Origin of the sequence: Celeribacter sp. HF31, from assembly GCF_011806455.1 — a bacterium.
In the GTDB taxonomy this organism is placed as follows: domain Bacteria; phylum Pseudomonadota; class Alphaproteobacteria; order Rhodobacterales; family Rhodobacteraceae; genus Celeribacter.
Genome location: NZ_JAATOT010000004.1, coordinates 437,610 through 454,397, shown reverse-complemented (window position 1 = coordinate 454,397; position 16,788 = coordinate 437,610). Strand labels below are relative to the sequence as shown.

Genomic DNA, 16,788 nt, shown 5'->3' with positions numbered 1-16,788 from the left:
TTTGTGCGAATTGGTTATGCAATCGAACCAATTTGGCAAAGAAGAGTGATATGACGGTCATAACCAATATCGACGATCTCAAACGGCTGCACAAACGGCGCACGCCGAAGATGTTCTATGACTATTGTGAAAGCGGCTCCTGGACCGAGCAGACCTTTCGCGAGAACGTGTCGGATTTCGACCAGATTCGCCTGCGCCAACGTGTGGCCGTCGATATGGAAGGCCGCTCCACCGCCACGAAAATGATCGGCGAGGATGTCGCCATGCCCGTCGCACTGGCGCCCGTTGGCCTCACCGGCATGCAGCGCGCCGATGGCGAGATCAAAGCGGCGAAAGCGGCGGAGAAATTCGGCGTGCCTTTCACACTCTCGACCATGTCGATTTGTTCGATCGAGGATGTGGCGGAACACACTTCGAAACCTTTTTGGTTCCAACTCTATGTGATGCGCGACCAGGAGTTTTTGAAAAACATCATCCAGCGGGCCAAGGACGCGGGATGTTCGGCGCTTGTCCTGACGCTCGATCTGCAAATCCTCGGCCAACGCCACAAGGATCTGAAAAACGGCCTCTCCGCTCCGCCGAAACTGACCCCCGCCGTGATCGCCGATCTGGCGACGAAATGGGAGTGGGGCTTGGAAATGCTTCAGACCAAACGCCGCAGCTTCGGGAATATCGTTGGCCACGCCAAGGATGTCGACGATCCAGCGTCGCTGTTCAAATGGACCTCCGAGCAATTCGATCCGCGCCTCGACTGGAAAAAGATCGAAGCCATCAAAGAAATGTGGGGCGGGCCGCTAATCCTCAAGGGCGTGATGGAGCCGGAGGATGCCATCATGGCCGCGAAAACCGGCTGCGATGCCATTGTCGTATCGAACCACGGCGGACGTCAGCTGGACGGCGCGCTGTCCTCGATCCGCGCTTTGTCGCCAATTCTGGACGCCGTGGGCGATCAGGTCGAGGTGCATCTCGACAGCGGCATCCGCTCCGGTCAGGACGTGCTCAAAGCGATGGCGATGGGCGCGAAAGGCACCTATATCGGCCGCGCTTTCGTCCACGGCCTCGGCGCCATGGGCGAAGCTGGCGTGACCAAGGCGCTCGAGGTGATCCACAAGGAGCTGGACGTCTCCATGGCGCTCTGTGGTCGCAAACATATCGAAGATGTCGACCGCAACATCCTGCGTGTGCCGGAAAATTTCGCCGGACGCTGGGCCTAACGCCAAATGACGAGGCGGCCTCTGTGCCGCCTCAGTCTTTGCGCGTGGGCAGGCTCAAGATCGCCGGGATAATCAGTCCGATGAGCCCCGCCACCACCAGAAACGCCGCGCGCAATCCGAAATGTTCGGAGAGATAGCCAATCGAGGTCGGCCCAACAAAAAAGCCGACAAAACCAATCATCCAGGCGCGGGAAATGGCCATGTCGCGTTGCCTGCGATGGCTGAGCTTGCCCAAAAGCGAGGTCGCCGTCGGCACGATCACCGCCAGCCCGGTGGCCATGAGCGAGATCCCCAGCAAAGCCATGCCCTGTGTCGGCGCCTGAGACAAGGCCACCGCGCCGCACATGCCGATCAGACCCGACCAAAAAATCACACGGCGCTCGCCCATACGCTCCGTCGTCAACTGCCCGGCCAGTCGAAACGCGGCCATGGTAAAGCCCAGCATCGCAGGCCCGAATCCCCCCTGCCCCGGCGCGCCGCCCAATTCGCGTTCCAGAAACAGCGCCGACCAGGTTTCCACCGTGTTTTCACTCACGAAGGCCACAAACATCATCAAGGCAATCAACAGGATCGCCCGCCAAGGCAGCCTATCGGGCGTCGGGCTCTGATCCTCGTCTTCCGCGACAAAGCCCCGACGTTCGATCGTCAAAATCCCCGCCGCAAAAATCACAACGCTCATCAGCGGCAACACCTGTTCCAGCGCAATCCCGCGCGCGCGCATCGCCCCGACCGCCAACGAGGCCATCCCGAAGCAGAGGGAAAACATTGCATGGTTGAGGTTCATGAGATGGAGGCCGTGCTGCTCCTCAAGGCTGGAAATCCGCAGATTGGCGTTCACGTCGAAACTCGCGACAACCATGCCCAAAGCCAGCATAACGGGAAACAGGCTCAAGGGGCTGGTCACCAATACCGGCAATTGCAACGCGATGAGCGAGCACAGACCAAGGACCGGCAAGGCCAGCCGCCCGAGTTTTTTGTTGAGCGCCGGAGCAAGATACATGGCCAACATACCGCCTGCCGCCGAGCCCAAAAGCGCCAACCCGAAGACGGCATCCGAGGCCTCGGCGCGCATTTTGACCACGGGCACCATGGCCGCAAATGTGCCCCACAGAAACCCTGTCGCACCCAGAGCCGCCAAAGGCGCTCGGGAAACGGTGATGGCCTTCAGGAGAGATTGTGACATGGTTTGACCCTCTGCATCTGGCCCAATGTGTTTCTCAGTGGGGTTCTAAATGGGATTCTCAAAGCGCTTTGAGTGATTGTTTTATAGGTAAGAGGGATGGTGCCATGGACACAACAGATTTTTCACGCCACCAAGACAAAGCCCCCAAAGAGGCCCCTTTGCGGGAAACCATGCGACCCTGGCAACAAAATCCTTCCCATTTCGCCGATTCCCGTGTAAGGCCACGGCTTCACGCGGGACTACAGCCTTGGAGGAGTCCCGCCCTATTTATGGAGAATTCAAAATGGCTGGTGAGATTCCTGATCTTATTGCCCAGGAACGTACGGGGACAGGCAAGGGCGCCGCTCGTCAGGCACGTCGCGACGGTCTGGTTCCGGGGATCGTTTACGGTGATGACAAAGAACCGCTTCCGATCAACATCAAATTCAACGAGCTGCTGAAGCGCCTGAAAGCCGGCCGTTTCCTGTCCACGCTCTTCAACCTCAAAGTTGAAGGCCAGGACGACGTCCGCGTGATCTGCCGCGGCGTTCAGCGTGACGTTGTGAAAGACCTTCCGACCCACGTCGATTTCATGCGTCTGCACCGCAACTCCCGCATCAACCTCTTCATTCCCGTCGAAATCGTCGGCGAAGAGGCGGCTCCGGGCATCAAAAAGGGCGGCGTTGTGACCCACGTCCGTACCGACGTCGAGCTGATCGTGACCGCGTCCGACATTCCGGAAAAAATCACCCTCGACATCACCGGCGGCAACATTGGCGATGTGTACCACATCTCCGACGTGACCCTGCCGGCAGGCGCGAAACCGGTCATCGAGCGTGACTTCGTGATCGCCAACATCGCAGCCCCGGCCGGTCTCGGCGCTGGTGCCTCCGATGAGGACGAAGAAGCTGAAGAGGCCGCCGCAGAGGAATAATCCTTCGCAGCCTCTGGCAAGAATTGAAACGCGGGTCCTTCGGGGCTCGCGTTTTTCGTTGTGGGCGTTTCGCATGTCAGGGGGACTCGCAAATCCGGCGCAGAGGCTTTAGGTGTCATTTCCAAAGGAGACGCGCATGAAACTCTTTGTTGGCCTCGGCAATCCCGGCGCGAAATACGCGCACAACCGTCACAATATCGGCTTCATGGTGCTGGACAGGATCGCCGAGGATCACGGCTTTGGCCCGTGGCGGGCGAAGTTTCAGGGCCAGATGACCGAGGGCCGTCTGGGCGGCGACAAGGTCATTCTTCTGAAACCCGAAACCTTCATGAACCTCTCCGGCCAAGCCGTCGGCGAAGCGATGCGGTTCTACAAACTCACCCCCGCCGACGTGGTGGTGTTTCACGACGAGTTGGATCTGGCGCCCGGCAAGGTGCGGGTCAAATCCGGCGGCGGGCATGCGGGTCACAACGGGCTTCGCTCGATCCATCAGCATATCGGTGCGGAGTATGACCGTGTGCGCCTCGGCATCGGGCATCCCGGGCATAAGGACCGCGTGGCGCCCTATGTCTTGTCGGATTTCGCCAAGGCCGAACAGGACTGGCTCGACGATGTGATCCGCGGCTGTTCCGATGGCGCCCCCGCTCTGGCCGATAATGAACCCGCGAAGTTCTCCAACGCCGTCGCGCTCAGAACCGCGCCGCCGCGCAGTTCGACCGGGACGAAACCACCCAAGGAAAAAACGACAGAAACACCGGAACCGCCCGCCGAGGACACCCGCTCGCCGCTTCAAAAGCTCAAGGACAAATTCCAATGAGCTGGCGCGCGGCGTTCCACGATCAGGCCCGCGCCTGCCGCGACCTCGGTTCGCCGTTCACCGCCACGCTGCTCGATGGCTTTGCCAATCTCGGCCTGCCGGACGGTCCCATCGCGGAGCGCATCGCCTCTTGGCCCGGGGATATGTCCAGCAAAGGGGCCTCCGTGCCGCTGCGTCTGGCGGGCGCTCTGCATGGGCTTGTGCTTGAGGGGAAAGACCCGGAGCTGGCCGCATTTTATCCGCCTCATGTCTCGACAGAGGCGGAGCTGCACGCGGCAGCCAGTGCCGCCATCCTGCGACATGGGAGCTATCTCGACCAGCGTCTCAACGATGCGCCGCAAACCAACGAGGTGGCCCGCGCCACGGCGCTGATCCTCGCGGCCGACGCCCTGTCCGAACGGTTTGGCCTGCCTTTGGTTCTGTCGGAATTGGGCGCGAGCGCGGGGTTGAACCTGAACTTTGATCGCTTTCGCCTCTGCGCGCCCAACGGGGATTTCGGTCCCTCGGACAGCCCCGTGATCTTGACGCCCGACTGGCGGAACGCGGCGCCGAAGCCGCATGGGTTCACCGTCGCAGAGCGACAAGGCGTGGATCTCAGCCCGCGTGATCCGGTGGCGGAGAGGCTCAGGTTGTTGTCCTTCATCTGGCCCGACCAGACGGCGCGGTTCGAGCGCATCTCAGCCGCGCTCGATTTGGCCGCAGAGCATCCGCCGCGCGTGGACCAAGCCGACGCCATCGACTGGCTGGAGGAGCGACTGTCGCGGCGCTTGGACGGCCATCTGCATCTGGTTTACCATACGGTGGCTTGGCAATATTTCCCGCAGACTGTTCAGGATCGGGGGGAGGCCTTGTTGGCCGAGGCCGGCGCGCGTGCCAGAAAAGACGCCCCGCTTGCCCGTCTCTCGATGGAGGCCGATGGTGAGGGGCCCGGCGCCAAACTGACGCTCACGCTGTGGCCCGGAGGCACAGAGCACGACCTCGGGCGGTTCGATTTTCACGGGCGTTGGATCGACTGGATCACGCCAAAACTGTGACGGAGACCAAAATGGAAAAGGCCCCTTCCCTTAATGTTCTGGGCGGCACGCTCGCGCCTTGCTCCACCGATCCTGTGACTGGATTTTTCCGCGACGGGGCCTGTAACACCTGCGCCGAAGATCATGGCAGCCACACGGTCTGCGCCGTGATGACGGAGGAGTTTCTGGCCTATTCGAAATATGTCGGCAACGACCTGTCGACCGCACGCCCGGAGTATGGCTTTGCCGGTCTGAAACCGGGGGATCAGTGGTGCCTCTGCGCCGGGCGGTTCCTGCAAGCCTATGACGAAGGCTGCGCGCCGCAGGTGACGCTGGCCGCCACGCATCTGCGAGCGCTAGAGATCGTACCTTTGGACATTTTGCAACGTCACGCGGTCGATCTTTGAGGGCTCAGGCCACGCGTTCGCCCGCCTCGACCGGCATGATCTGATCATCCATCAGATCGTCAATAAAAAGGCTCAAAAGCTGCGAAGAGCCGCCCACGCCCGCTTTGCGGTAGACCGCATTGGTCTGCGCCTTGACGGTGCCTTCGGAGGTCTGCCGCAGCCGGGCGATCTCCGCGATGGGAAGCCCCTTGATCAGGAAAAGCGCCACGTCGCGCTCGGCCGGCGTCAGGCCCCAGGTCGCAAAGCGATCTTCGAGTACATCGGCAAAGGCAGAAGCGGCGCGACGCAATTTGGTCTCAGCCATGCTCCGTCGGATCATCGAGCGTCTGAGCGCCAGCCCGCCCATGATCACGCCTAAGATGAGGCCAAGCGCCGCCCCCAATTCGATCACCTCGCGAATTTGCCAGGAAATCGGACGCGCGCGCAGGCCCAGAACCGAAGCCAGAATGTCGAAGACGAAAAAGATGGCGCAGAGCGACTGCACGGCGAGGATAATCGCGAGGATGACACTGTCTTTCACCGGCCCTGTACCTCAGTCATCATCATCGCCGTCGTCATCGTCGTCGTCATCGCGCCCGCCGCGATCATCACGATCATCGTCGTCGCCCTCATCATCGTTCTCATCATCGTCATCCCGATCACCGTGATCGCGATCAGACCGATCGCGATCATCATCGTCGTCATGATCGTCCTCCTCGACCTCCCAATAATCGCGAAGCACCTCCCCTGTCGCCGGGTTGATGATGATCTCACGGCGCATTTCATCGTTTTGCGCCACGATCCGCGTGCGGCCCAAAAAGGTCCGGCCCATGGTGATCTTGGTGTAGCCTTGCGACTTAAGCTGGGCGATGACCTGATCGACCACGCTCGTTGTCTGCGCGAGCGCGGGCGCCGCGGTCAGAACGACCGCCGTAAGTCCGGTTATGAAAAGCCTGCGGTGCATGATGTCCTGTCCTGTCCAGCCTCCCGCCCCTGTTAACACGATTGCGACCCGCCCCTCCATGGGGCAGGTGCGGTTTTCATTTTACAGACGGATCAATCGTCATCGTCGTCGTTGTCGTCATCGTGATCGTCGCGGTCGTCGTCATGATCATCATCGCGATCATCGCGGTCGTCGTCACGATCATCGTCATAACGGTCATCGTCATAGCGGTCATCGTCACGATCATCGTCATAGCGATCGTCATCCTCTTCGACCTCGACACCATTCACGCGCGATGTGCGGTCATCGTCATAGGTCTCATCCCGCCATTCCCGCTCGCTCAGCACACGCTCGCGTTCCCGCAGAACCTCGCCCGTCGCATTGTCGATGCGCAGGTCGATCTCCTTGCCGTCGATATAGACCTCGACCTCAGTCTGGCGGAACCCGCGGTCGATCTCGATCCGCGTCGCGCCGGGGTATTGTGCGACGATTTCTTCCGTCGTCGGCTGTGCCGAAACTGCCGTCACACCCAGCCCGCAAACGAGCGCCGACATCATAAGAACCTTGTGCATTGGACTATCCTTTCATGCGTTTTCAAACAAATCGTTCAACGAGGGTCATCGTGACCTCGCCCTGAGATGTGGTCGAAAAACGGCGGCGCGCCCATTGGCATGAGGTTTATCCGGGTTTACGGGCCTGTCTCTAAACCTTTGGTATTCGGTCATAAACTTTGGTTTAAAACCGCCACACAAAAGAAAAGCCGCCCCAAGGGACGGCTTTTGCTAGAGAATTTCGGAGTGCGATCACTCCATATCGCGGCCTTCTTCGCCCGCGAGATCTGCGCCCAGGTGACGCGCCACGGTAAAGATGTCCTTATCGCCCCGCCCCGAAAGGTTGATGACGATGATATGGTCCTTCGGCAAATCGCCTGCGATCTTCATCACATGGGCCACCGCATGGCTCGATTCGAGCGCCGGGATGATGCCCTCCGTGCGGCAACAGAATTGGAAGGCATCCAATGCTTCCTTATCCGTGATCGACACGTAAGTCGCACGTTTGGTGTCATGCAGCCAGCTGTGCTCCGGCCCGATCCCCGGATAATCCAGCCCCGCCGAGATCGAATGGCCTTCGAGGATTTGCCCATCCTCATCTTGCAACAGGTAGGTGCGGTTACCATGCAAAACGCCCGGACGCCCGCCTGTCAGAGAGGCACAATGCTCCATCCGGTCATCGACGCCATGCCCACCGGCCTCAACGCCGATGATGTTCACGCTTTCGTCGTCAAGGAACGGGTGGAACAGCCCCATGGCATTCGAACCACCGCCCACAGCGGCCACGAGCGTATCGGGCAGGCGACCTTCGCCCTCCTGCTCGGCGAGCTGCCAGCGGGTTTCCTGGCCGATGATGGCCTGGTAATCGCGCACCATCGCCGGGTACGGGTGCGGCCCCGCCACCGTGCCGATGCAATAAAATGTGTCGCGCACATTGGTCACCCAATCGCGCAACGCATCGTTCATCGCGTCCTTGAGCGTGCCACGACCGGACTCCACCGGCACAACCTTGGCGCCCAAAAGCTGCATGCGGAACACATTCGGCTTTTGCCGCTCCACGTCGGTGGCGCCCATGTAGACGATGCACTCCAGACCGAACTTGGCACAGACCGTCGCCGTCGCCACACCATGCTGACCCGCGCCGGTTTCGGCGATGATCCGGGTTTTCCCCATGCGACGTGCCAAGAGGATCTGCCCCAGCACATTGTTGATCTTATGCGCGCCGGTGTGGTTGAGCTCTTCGCGCTTGAGATAAATCTTCGCGCCGCCCAGCTCGTCGGTCATCTTCTCCGCGAAATAAAGCGGCGAAGGACGGCCCACGTAATGCTTCCAGAGATCGCGCATCTCTTCCCAGAACGACGGATCGTCCTTGGCCTTGTTGTATTCCTCTTCCAAAGAGAGGATCAGCGGCATCAATGTCTCCGACACGAACCGCCCGCCGTAGATACCAAAGCGGCCCTTTTCGTCCGGGCCACTCATAAAGCTGTTGAAAAGATCGTTCATCGCGATGCTCCTTTGCGGATCTCACAGGATGTAGCGCAGAGGTCCGGCACGGTAAAGCGCGCCCGCCTTTTTCTTGGCAAAAATACTCAAGGATTGCCGGTCAGGCAGCGCGGATCGCCTCAAAAAAGGCGCGGATTTTGGCAGGGTCTTTCACCCCCGGCGCGCTCTCCACGCCCGACGAGAGATCCACCTGTTTCGCGCCCGTCATCTGGATCGCCTGAACCACATTGTCGACCGTCAGCCCACCCGCCAGCATCCAGGGCCGGTTCCAGGCGCGTTTGGAGATCAGCCGCCAGTCAAAGGTCTGGCCATTGCCGCCCGGACGAGTCGCGTCTTTCGGGGCTTTTGTCTCCACCAAGAGTTGATCCGCAACCATGCCATAGGCATCAAGCGCGGCCACGTCTTCCGGCCCTGCGATCCCCACCGCCTTCATCACCGGCAAACCATAGCGCGCGCGCACTTCCGCCACCCGCTCAAGGCTTTCAGACCCGTGAAGCTGCAACATATCGAGCGGCACCTCGGAGGTGATCCGGTCAAGCTCGGCATCCGTCGGGTTCACCACAAGCGCCACTTTCGCGACGCCCACCGGCACCTCCGTCGCCAGATCGCGCGCGCTGGCGACCTCGACATGACGCGGGGATTTCGGGAAGAAGACAAAGCCGAGGTATTGCGCGCCTGCGTCCACGGCAGCGGCGACCGCTTCGGGCGTTTTCAGCCCGCAGATTTTTACACGAGTGTCCATAAGTCTATCCGGGGCTCGCGGGTCAGCGTTCCAAGAGCGCCAAGACTTCGTCGCCCTCTTTCTTCGCCTTGTCGGTTTTCAGCTTGCTCACTTCGCGGGCCAGCTGTTCCTTCTCGCGCTTATGGGTCGAGGCGGCGGAACGATGTTTGTACTCGCGCATCCATTCCCAGACGAAGCCGATCAAAAGACCGGCCACGATGGCGCCAAAGATCACCACGAAGAGCGGCAGGCTGATCGACATCGACACGCCGCTCAGCACCGCCAGATCGGCGGGCAGAAGATTGAGAGTCACCATGTCCCGGTTCGCGATGGCAACGGTCACCAGCACCACGGCAAGCGCCGCGAGAAAAGCGTAACGGATGTATCGCATGGGGAGGCCTCTATTGTCTTATTCGTCGTTCAAACGGTCGCGCAGCAGCTTGCCGGTTTTGAAGAACGGCACATGTTTTTCCTCAACAGGCACGCTCTCGCCGGTGCGCGGGTTGCGACCCATTCTGGCATCGCGCTTCTTGACGGAAAACGCGCCAAAACCGCGCAGCTCCACCCGATCGCCCCGTGCCATCGCTTCAATGATTTCCTCGAAAATCGTGTTCACGATGCGCTCCACATCTCGTTGGTAGAGATGCGGGTTCTCATCGGCGATCTTCTGGATCAGCTCGGACCGGATCATGGAAGTCCCCCCTTACATATCAGGCGCTTTTTGCGTTCTCATGACATGCGGCAAACGCTTTGCCCGCATGATGTTTTTCATAGACTGACTATAGGATGGGATAGCGATCCGGGAAAGCGTCTCGTAGGGGAGAGAACGGTGTTTTTTAGGGCTAATGTGCTGAGTTTTAGCCTAAAAATCCAACTTGCCTGTGCGAAACTGGAAATTTCCCCGCGCCACCCGATTTGCCGCATCGCGGCAAGGATCAAAGCGATTCGGCCTTCTCATCATTGATAAATCGCTTTTTCGCCCGGCTTCGCGTTCAAAGCCGTTTGGAAACGATTTTTTTAGATATCAAACCGATGGCACAAAAAAGGCCCCGCAAAAGCGGGGCCTTTCTCTATTCTATTGTACGAAATTACTCGTCGCCGGTCTTCAGAGCCGCGCCGAGGATATCGCCCAGGGACGCACCGGAGTCGGAGGAACCGTACTGTTCGACGGCTTCTTTCTCTTCCGCGATCTCACGTGCCTTGATGGACAGGCCCAGACGACGGGTTTTCTGATCCACGTTGGTCACGCGCACATCGATGTGGTCGCCGATCTGGAAGCGCTCGGGGCGCTGTTCCGCACGGTCACGCGACAGGTCGGAGCGGCGGATGAAGGATTTCGCGCCTTCATATTCCACTTCGATGCCGCCGTCTTCGATGGCGGTCACGGTCACGGTCACGATGGAGCCGCGTTTCACGCCCTCAACCGCACCGGAGAAGCTGTCGTCGAGTGCTTTGATGGAGAGAGAGATACGCTCTTTTTCCACGTCCACTTCGGTGACGACGGCTTTGACCATGTCGTTCTTGTGGTAGTTCTGGATGGCATCCTCGCCACGCTCTTCCCAAGACAGGTCGGAGAGGTGAACCATGCCGTCGATGTCGCCCGGCAGACCCACGAACAGACCGAATTCGGTGATGTTCTTGACTTCGCCTTCGACCACGGTGCCTTCCGGGTGAGTCTCGGCAAAGAGCTCCCACGGGTTGCGCATGGTTTGTTTGAGGCCGAGGGACACGCGACGCTTGGACGGGTCGATCTCGAGCACCATGACTTCCACTTCTTGCGAGGTGGAGACGATTTTGCCCGGGTGGACGTTTTTCTTGGTCCAGGACATCTCGGAGACGTGCACCAGACCTTCAACGCCAGCTTCCAGCTCAACGAATGCGCCGTAGTCGGTGATGTTGGTCACGCGGCCCGTGTGCACGGATTCGAGCGGGTATTTGGCTTCAACGGAATCCCACGGATCGTCCTGCAGCTGTTTCATGCCCAGCGAGATACGATGAGTCTCTTTGTTGATCTTGATCACCTGAACCTTGATCGTCTCGCCGATGGAGAGGATCTCGGACGGGTGGTTCACACGGCGCCATGCCATGTCGGTGACGTGCAGCAGGCCGTCGACACCGCCGAGGTCCACGAAGGCACCGTATTCGGTGATGTTCTTGACGACACCGTCAACGGTCTGACCTTCGGTGAGGTTGCCGATGACTTCAGCGCGCTGTTCCGCACGGGACTCTTCGAGGATCGCACGACGCGACACAACGATGTTGCCACGACGACGGTCCATCTTGAGGATTTGGAACGGCTGCTTGAGACCCATGAGCGGGCCCGCGTCGCGCACCGGACGCACGTCCACTTGCGACCCCGGAAGGAAGGCAACTGCGCCGCCCAGATCGACGGTGAAACCGCCTTTGACGCGGCCAAAGATGGCGCCTTCGACGCGCTCTTCGGAAGCGTAGGCTTTTTCGAGACGATCCCAGGCTTCTTCGCGACGGGCTTTATCGCGGGAGATGACGGCTTCGCCACGGGCGTTTTCAACGCGGTCGAGGAACACTTCGACTTCGTCGCCAACGGCCACGGAGGGTGCTTCGCCCGGGTTGGAGAATTCTTTCAGATCAACGCGGCCCTCCATTTTGTAGCCGACGTCGATGATGGCCTGACCTGCTTCAATCGCGATCACTTTGCCTTTGACAACCGAGCCCTCGGCCGGGGTGTCAATTTCGAAGCTTTCATTCAGGAGGGCTTCGAAATCCTCCATAGATACGTTCTGAGCCATGTGGTCTCTAGATTCCTTTTCATACGGTTATGCGGGCCGGGCGGTTGTCTCCACCGGTCTTGATTTCAGATCGCCTATAAAACCACCCCTTAAAAAGACGACGCTCAGAAGGCACTGCGGGAAAAACACAAATCAGGGCCGAAGCTGTTCTTCGACCCTGCCCGGAGTGTCTTGATGACGTCTGATGGCCTCATAGACTGGCGCGCGTATAGGCGCGAATCCCGTGAAAAGCAAGGGAAATCGGGTTAATCGGCAGGATTGGCCATGAGAGCGTGGGCGGCGTTGAGAACGGCTTCGTGGTCGGGGATGTAGTGGGGACCAAAAATTTTAGCCTGCTTTTGGTAAGGCGTTACAATGTGTTTAGGAGGAAACATCCTTTCCGCGCCAAACAGAGGCTCCAAGCCTGCTTTCCTCCTCTCTTCTTTTTCCCTGTTCTTTTGCCGTAATTCTTCTCGATTTTTTTCCTCACGCTCCTCGGACCCTAGCAATGTTTTACGAACACTCACCGGAACCAGTATTGCCTGTGGCAGCCAGCTTTCTTCGAAGGTGAATCGCGTACCAGAATGGCAAAATGCCAGATAAATCAGCATTGAGCGATCTAATGGCATCTCCACATAGCATCGTAATGCGATCTCGACCCGATCCAATATGCGCTTGATTTGTCGAAATGACAGATCGCTGTTCACAACAATACTCGCTGTAAGTTTTGCGGCTGCTTCAATCGAAAAAGTCTCATCATCGGAATAGGGCGTCCCAATATCCAACTGCTGCAAAACCAGTTGGTAGGTCGCCCGCCCCTTCGCTTCCGCCGTCGCCTTCAACGCCAGTCGGAGATCGACGAATTTATCGAGATACCGTTCCCCCTCGCCATGCGCGCCGAACCGATGCTGTGCGACTTTCTCCAAATAATCGGCATTGACCATCAAGCAGAACACATAGCCGGGACGGTCGAACACATGTTTCATCGCCTCCAAGAGCGCGATGGCATATTCTGGATGACACCGGTCCAACTCGTCGATCAGGATGATCACCCGATCCGTCTCCTTGCCCTTGGTCAACTCGGCTTTGAGGGCATCAAGCTGCGCGGGCAGTTCTTTTTGAATGGCCTTCTCAGCGGCCAGTTGCGTGGCAATCATCTGGGCGGCGGTTTTGGACATTTCCTCGCCGACACTGTCCGCCATGCTTTGCAAAGCCTCTTGTCCTTCGAAGACCTCGCCAATCTCGCCGGACACGGCGTCGATGACCTCATCAGCCCCGGCCTTGAGCACCGCCTTCGTCAGCGAACGCGCGACAACACCGCCGTATTTACGGCCCAAAGCGCCAGCCTTCTGAACCTTCCCCTTTTCCTCCACCGGCAATTCCGCCAGCAAAGCGCCGAGAAAGGTCACCACCGGATCGCCGGAGTGGTCCGAGCGCTGCGCATCGACCTCGATCACCACCTCCCCCGCCTGACGCAGGTGTTTGGCCCAGGCCTCCCGGAAAAAGGTTTTGCCGTGACCAAAGCCTGCCTCGATGGAGATGACCTTGCTGTCATCCACCGTCTGGATCAACCGGGTGAAGGTTTCCCCGAGTTTCTCATATTCGAGAAGGTCGTCGGCCCAAGGGGACGCGGGGGCTGGAAGGGTATCGTGAGGCATGGCAAAGGCTTTTCAAGAAACGCAACAGCCTTCACCCTATCGCTCTCACACCAACCCGTCGAGCCGCGCCAGATAGGCCGCGTCGTTTTCGCCTGACAGGCGCGCGTAGGGGAAGGCGGAGCCGTAGGTGGCGACGCTGGTGGCGGTTTTGGCGAAGAGTGCGATCAGCTCGCGGGCGCGATCCGGGGTAATCACCGGATAGGTGTTGTCCTCCTGAAGCCCGAGCTCCTGTTCGAAACCCAAGATCGAGTCATAGGACATCGACCAATCTTTGAAGGGCGAGGTGTCCATGGCCTCTTCGTGCAGCAGAATCTCTACATTCTGATGCCGGTCGTCCGCCGCGATGCGGGTCATGAGCGCGTCAACATGCTGCACAGGCCCGTGCAGCGCCTGAAAGAATTGCTCGTCGATGCGCAGCAAGATGCCGGTCACACCATGTTCGGCGTTGAATTTGATGGCCGTCCGCAGGATGTCGAGGTCCGACGGGTGAAAATCTTCGTGGCGGGCAACAGAACGATATAGAACTTGTACATAAGGGGTTACGCGGCTTTCCATTCAGGACCCTCCTCGCGCATCTCGTCTTGCCGCAGTCCATCGCAGCGGCGCGAAGTTGCCCCGAAGTCAAGGAACAGGCAAGATAAATTCGCACAGAGCTGTTCAAAAAAGAAAGGACAGCCGCAAAATTTCGGCCACCCTTATCAAAATCACATATATTTTAGCACAGCTGCGCGCCTCAGCAGATCAACTCTGTGCTCAATTCAAATCCGTGACCAGATCATAGGCCGGTTTGCGGACCTTTTTGAGCGGCAAAAGCCAATCGCCCTCGACCCGCCGCGTGCCCAGCGCAAGCGCCACGACGGATTTGAGCCCCTTGTCTTTCAGCCCCAGGATGTCATCGAATTTGGCGTTGTCAAAGCCCTCCATCGGCGTGCTGTCGACCTCAAGCTCGGCGGCGGCGGCGAGCGCAAAGCCGAGCGCGAGATAGGTCTGACGGGCGGCGTGATCGAAATTGACCGCATCCGGACGCGGCAGGTAGGCGGCTTTGAGATTGCCATAGTAGGTGTCGAGTGCCGCTTCGGTGCCCGGACGCTCTGCCGCATGGCGGGTGACGACCGCATCGATCCGCGCCTCCGTGTAAGAATCGAAAGCGGCAAAGACCAAGAGATGCGAGCTGTCCGTCAGCAGGTCCTTGGCATTGGCTGCCTCCTTGAGTTTGGATTTCAGCTCCGCGTTGCGGATGACGAAGAGGTGAAAGGGCTGAAGCCCGGACGAGGTCGGCGCCATGCGGATGGCTTCGACGATCTGGGCCACTTTGGCCTCGTCCACGGGTTTTGTCGGATCCATGGCCTTGGTGGCATAGCGCCAATTCAATTTGTCGAGAAACATGTGATGTCTCCAAGAGAGGTTGCGTTGCCCTAGACATGCGCCTCTCTGCTGCGGTGGGCAAACCTCCCGGAACGCACAACCCGCTGCACGCTTTCCGCAGAATTTTGTTTTTAAATGATAAAACCGCTCCGTTTCGCCGCGATGCAAATGCTGCTGTGCAGAAATGATCTGATGATCCGATCAAAAATGCGACAAACCAAGCCGGTCGGCATCAAATCCGATCTCGGCAAAAAGACGCAACACCTGTGCCTCGAACTCCGGATCGTCCAGCCAGAGGCATTGCGAAAAATACCAGTAGAGGAATTTGGTGTAATCGCGCTTGCCCGTCACAGCCTGTTCCAGCGCGGGGGCAAAGTCCTCAGGCGTCCGCACAATCCCCGCCACCTGATCGAAATCGGCGCGCGCAAACAAAAGCGTCGGCGTTCCGTGCAGGAAGCCCTCGAGAGAGGCCGCCGAATTGGCCGAGACTGTCACCGCCGCCTGCCTCAGCAGATCGTGCACATTGGCGTTGGTCTTGATCGGCTGGTAGCCCTGCGCCTTGAGGTTCTTAATCACCTGAAGGCCTTCGTCTTTGCGGATCGGATGCGGTTTGATGTAAACCGGCCGACCGCCCGCGCCTTCCAGCACCGTGTGCAGCATCTCATCGAGCCCCATATAGGCATGCCCCCGGCGATAGGGCGGCGGACCTTGCAGAAAGACCACAATGCCCTCGGGGTCGATCTGCTCGACGGCTTTCTTTTGGTGATAGCGTGAATTGCGCGGGTCCGAAAACCGGGCCCTGAGCCGGCTCACATAGGCCTCTGCCTCCGCCGGATCGACCGTCTCGGGATCGAAACGGCGCGCGGCAATAGAGCTGTCGGCCAGCACGCCTTTGGGATCGAGATGCCAGCAGCCGTCGAGATAGGCCAGCGCAGAAATCAGCACATCCGGGTGCGGCTTGCGGGCATTGTCGACGACGTGAAGGTTGCCGTCCGGCGCCGTAGGCGGAAAGCGCGGGGCGATCTCGACCGTGCCGCCGCGCTGTTCGATCATGCGTTTGAGGCGCGGATAAAGCGACGTCCTCTTGCCCGCCTCCAAGGCCGCCCGCTCGTGATCGGGCAGATGGAGAACGAGCTTTGCCGTCATGCCCGGCGCGCCTCGATCAGGGCGATCACCTGGGCCACCGCCTCGTCGATGCTCATCTCGGTCGTGTCGATCACGGTGGCGTCTTCGGCGGGCTTCAATGGCGCCGAAGCCCGCGCCGCGTCGCGCTCATCGCGCTCGCGCAGGTCTTCCAATACCTCGTCCAGCGTGATGTCTTCGCCCTTCGCAACCAACTCTTTATGCCGCCGCATCGCGCGCACCTCGTCGGAGGCCACGACATAAAGCTTCACCTCGGCATCGGGGCAAATCACCGTGCCGATGTCGCGCCCGTCCAGAACGGCACCACCTTCACGACGGGCAAAGGCCTGTTGAAAATCCACGAGAGCGGCGCGGACTTCGGGCACGGCGGCCACACGAGACGCTGCCTGTCCGGCATCGCCCGAGCGCAAATCGTCACGTTCCAAATCCTTCGCCGTCAAAGACTGTGCCGCCTCAATCGGGGTCAGCCCTTCGAATGTCTTCGCCCCGGTCGCACGGTACAAAAGCCCGGTGTCGAGATGAGCGAATCCGAAATGCGTGGCAACGGCTTTGGAAATCGTACCTTTGCCCGCGGCGGCGGGGCCATCGATGGCGATGCAGAAACTCATGTGAACCTCCAGTTCGGGAGACA

General features: G+C 59.4%; 19 protein-coding genes. 5 read left to right on the top strand and 14 right to left on the bottom strand.

Annotation, left to right across the window (positions count from 1 at the left end):
- Positions 1–50 precede the first annotated feature (50 nt).
- The gene (locus HCZ23_RS11250; protein WP_167601802.1) at positions 51–1,214 is read left to right on the top strand and encodes an alpha-hydroxy acid oxidase; all 1,164 of its coding nucleotides are present in this window, start codon (positions 51–53) and stop codon (positions 1,212–1,214) included.
- A 31-nt stretch (positions 1,215–1,245) separates the two neighbouring features.
- Here the strand turns inward: HCZ23_RS11250 and HCZ23_RS11245 are convergent, their stop codons facing one another.
- On the bottom strand, positions 1,246–2,397 hold the full coding sequence (locus HCZ23_RS11245; RefSeq protein ID WP_167601801.1) for an MFS transporter: 1,152 nt from the start codon (positions 2,395–2,397) through the stop codon (positions 1,246–1,248).
- Between the two features lie 283 nt (positions 2,398–2,680).
- On the opposite strand from HCZ23_RS11245, the gene HCZ23_RS11240 reads away from it, so the two are divergent.
- From HCZ23_RS11240 to HCZ23_RS11225, 4 genes are all read left to right on the top strand, one after another.
- The gene (locus HCZ23_RS11240; RefSeq protein WP_167601800.1) at positions 2,681–3,310 is read left to right on the top strand and encodes a 50S ribosomal protein L25/general stress protein Ctc; all 630 of its coding nucleotides are present in this window, start codon (positions 2,681–2,683) and stop codon (positions 3,308–3,310) included.
- Between the two features lie 136 nt (positions 3,311–3,446).
- The gene (gene pth, locus HCZ23_RS11235; protein WP_167601799.1) at positions 3,447–4,127 is read left to right on the top strand and encodes an aminoacyl-tRNA hydrolase; all 681 of its coding nucleotides are present in this window, start codon (positions 3,447–3,449) and stop codon (positions 4,125–4,127) included.
- A complete protein-coding gene (locus HCZ23_RS11230) occupies positions 4,124–5,161 on the top strand; it encodes a DUF2332 domain-containing protein (RefSeq protein WP_167601798.1) in 1,038 nt (345 codons plus the stop codon). The genes pth and HCZ23_RS11230 overlap by 4 nt, the downstream gene beginning before the upstream one ends.
- A gap of 11 nt (positions 5,162–5,172) precedes the next feature.
- Positions 5,173–5,547: a DUF2237 family protein gene (locus HCZ23_RS11225; protein WP_167601797.1), complete on the top strand. Its 375-nt coding sequence runs from the start codon at positions 5,173–5,175 to the stop codon at positions 5,545–5,547.
- Positions 5,548–5,551: 4 nt separating this feature from the next.
- Here the strand turns inward: HCZ23_RS11225 and HCZ23_RS11220 are convergent, their stop codons facing one another.
- The 13 genes from HCZ23_RS11220 to HCZ23_RS11160 all read right to left on the bottom strand — a co-directional run bounded on the left by HCZ23_RS11220 (position 5,552) and on the right by HCZ23_RS11160 (position 16,765).
- On the bottom strand, positions 5,552–6,067 hold the full coding sequence (locus HCZ23_RS11220; RefSeq protein WP_167601796.1) for a LuxR C-terminal-related transcriptional regulator: 516 nt from the start codon (positions 6,065–6,067) through the stop codon (positions 5,552–5,554).
- A 12-nt stretch (positions 6,068–6,079) separates the two neighbouring features.
- Complete coding sequence (locus HCZ23_RS11215; RefSeq protein ID WP_167601795.1) at positions 6,080–6,490, bottom strand: PepSY domain-containing protein; 411 nt, start codon at positions 6,488–6,490, stop codon at positions 6,080–6,082.
- A 92-nt stretch (positions 6,491–6,582) separates the two neighbouring features.
- Positions 6,583–7,041, bottom strand: a complete 459-nt coding sequence (locus HCZ23_RS17960; RefSeq protein ID WP_175580899.1) for a hypothetical protein — start codon at positions 7,039–7,041, stop codon at positions 6,583–6,585.
- 231 nt (positions 7,042–7,272) lie between these two features.
- Positions 7,273–8,523: a tryptophan synthase subunit beta gene (gene trpB, locus HCZ23_RS11205; RefSeq protein ID WP_167601794.1), complete on the bottom strand. Its 1,251-nt coding sequence runs from the start codon at positions 8,521–8,523 to the stop codon at positions 7,273–7,275.
- Positions 8,524–8,623: 100 nt separating this feature from the next.
- The gene (locus HCZ23_RS11200; RefSeq protein WP_167601793.1) at positions 8,624–9,265 is read right to left on the bottom strand and encodes a phosphoribosylanthranilate isomerase; all 642 of its coding nucleotides are present in this window, start codon (positions 9,263–9,265) and stop codon (positions 8,624–8,626) included.
- A gap of 22 nt (positions 9,266–9,287) precedes the next feature.
- Positions 9,288–9,635, bottom strand: coding sequence for a lipopolysaccharide assembly LapA domain-containing protein (locus HCZ23_RS11195; RefSeq protein WP_167601792.1), 348 nt, complete (start codon positions 9,633–9,635; stop codon positions 9,288–9,290).
- Between the two features lie 18 nt (positions 9,636–9,653).
- Complete coding sequence (gene ihfB, locus HCZ23_RS11190) at positions 9,654–9,935, bottom strand: integration host factor subunit beta (protein ID WP_167601791.1); 282 nt, start codon at positions 9,933–9,935, stop codon at positions 9,654–9,656.
- Between the two features lie 397 nt (positions 9,936–10,332).
- Complete coding sequence (rpsA, locus tag HCZ23_RS11185; RefSeq protein WP_167601790.1) at positions 10,333–12,012, bottom strand: 30S ribosomal protein S1; 1,680 nt, start codon at positions 12,010–12,012, stop codon at positions 10,333–10,335.
- A gap of 245 nt (positions 12,013–12,257) precedes the next feature.
- Complete coding sequence (locus HCZ23_RS11180; RefSeq protein ID WP_167601789.1) at positions 12,258–13,649, bottom strand: P-loop NTPase fold protein; 1,392 nt, start codon at positions 13,647–13,649, stop codon at positions 12,258–12,260.
- A gap of 45 nt (positions 13,650–13,694) precedes the next feature.
- Positions 13,695–14,204 (bottom strand): BLUF domain-containing protein, encoded by a 510-nt coding sequence (locus HCZ23_RS11175; protein ID WP_167601788.1) that lies wholly within the window; start codon positions 14,202–14,204, stop codon positions 13,695–13,697.
- Between the two features lie 198 nt (positions 14,205–14,402).
- Entirely contained in the window at positions 14,403–15,035 is a 633-nt protein-coding gene (locus HCZ23_RS11170; RefSeq protein ID WP_167601787.1) for a nitroreductase family protein, read from the bottom strand.
- 180 nt (positions 15,036–15,215) lie between these two features.
- Complete coding sequence (locus HCZ23_RS11165; protein ID WP_167601786.1) at positions 15,216–16,160, bottom strand: hypothetical protein; 945 nt, start codon at positions 16,158–16,160, stop codon at positions 15,216–15,218.
- Entirely contained in the window at positions 16,157–16,765 is a 609-nt protein-coding gene (locus HCZ23_RS11160; protein ID WP_167601785.1) for a d(CMP) kinase, read from the bottom strand. The genes HCZ23_RS11165 and HCZ23_RS11160 overlap by 4 nt, the downstream gene beginning before the upstream one ends.
- Between the last annotated feature and the right edge of the window lie 23 nt (positions 16,766–16,788).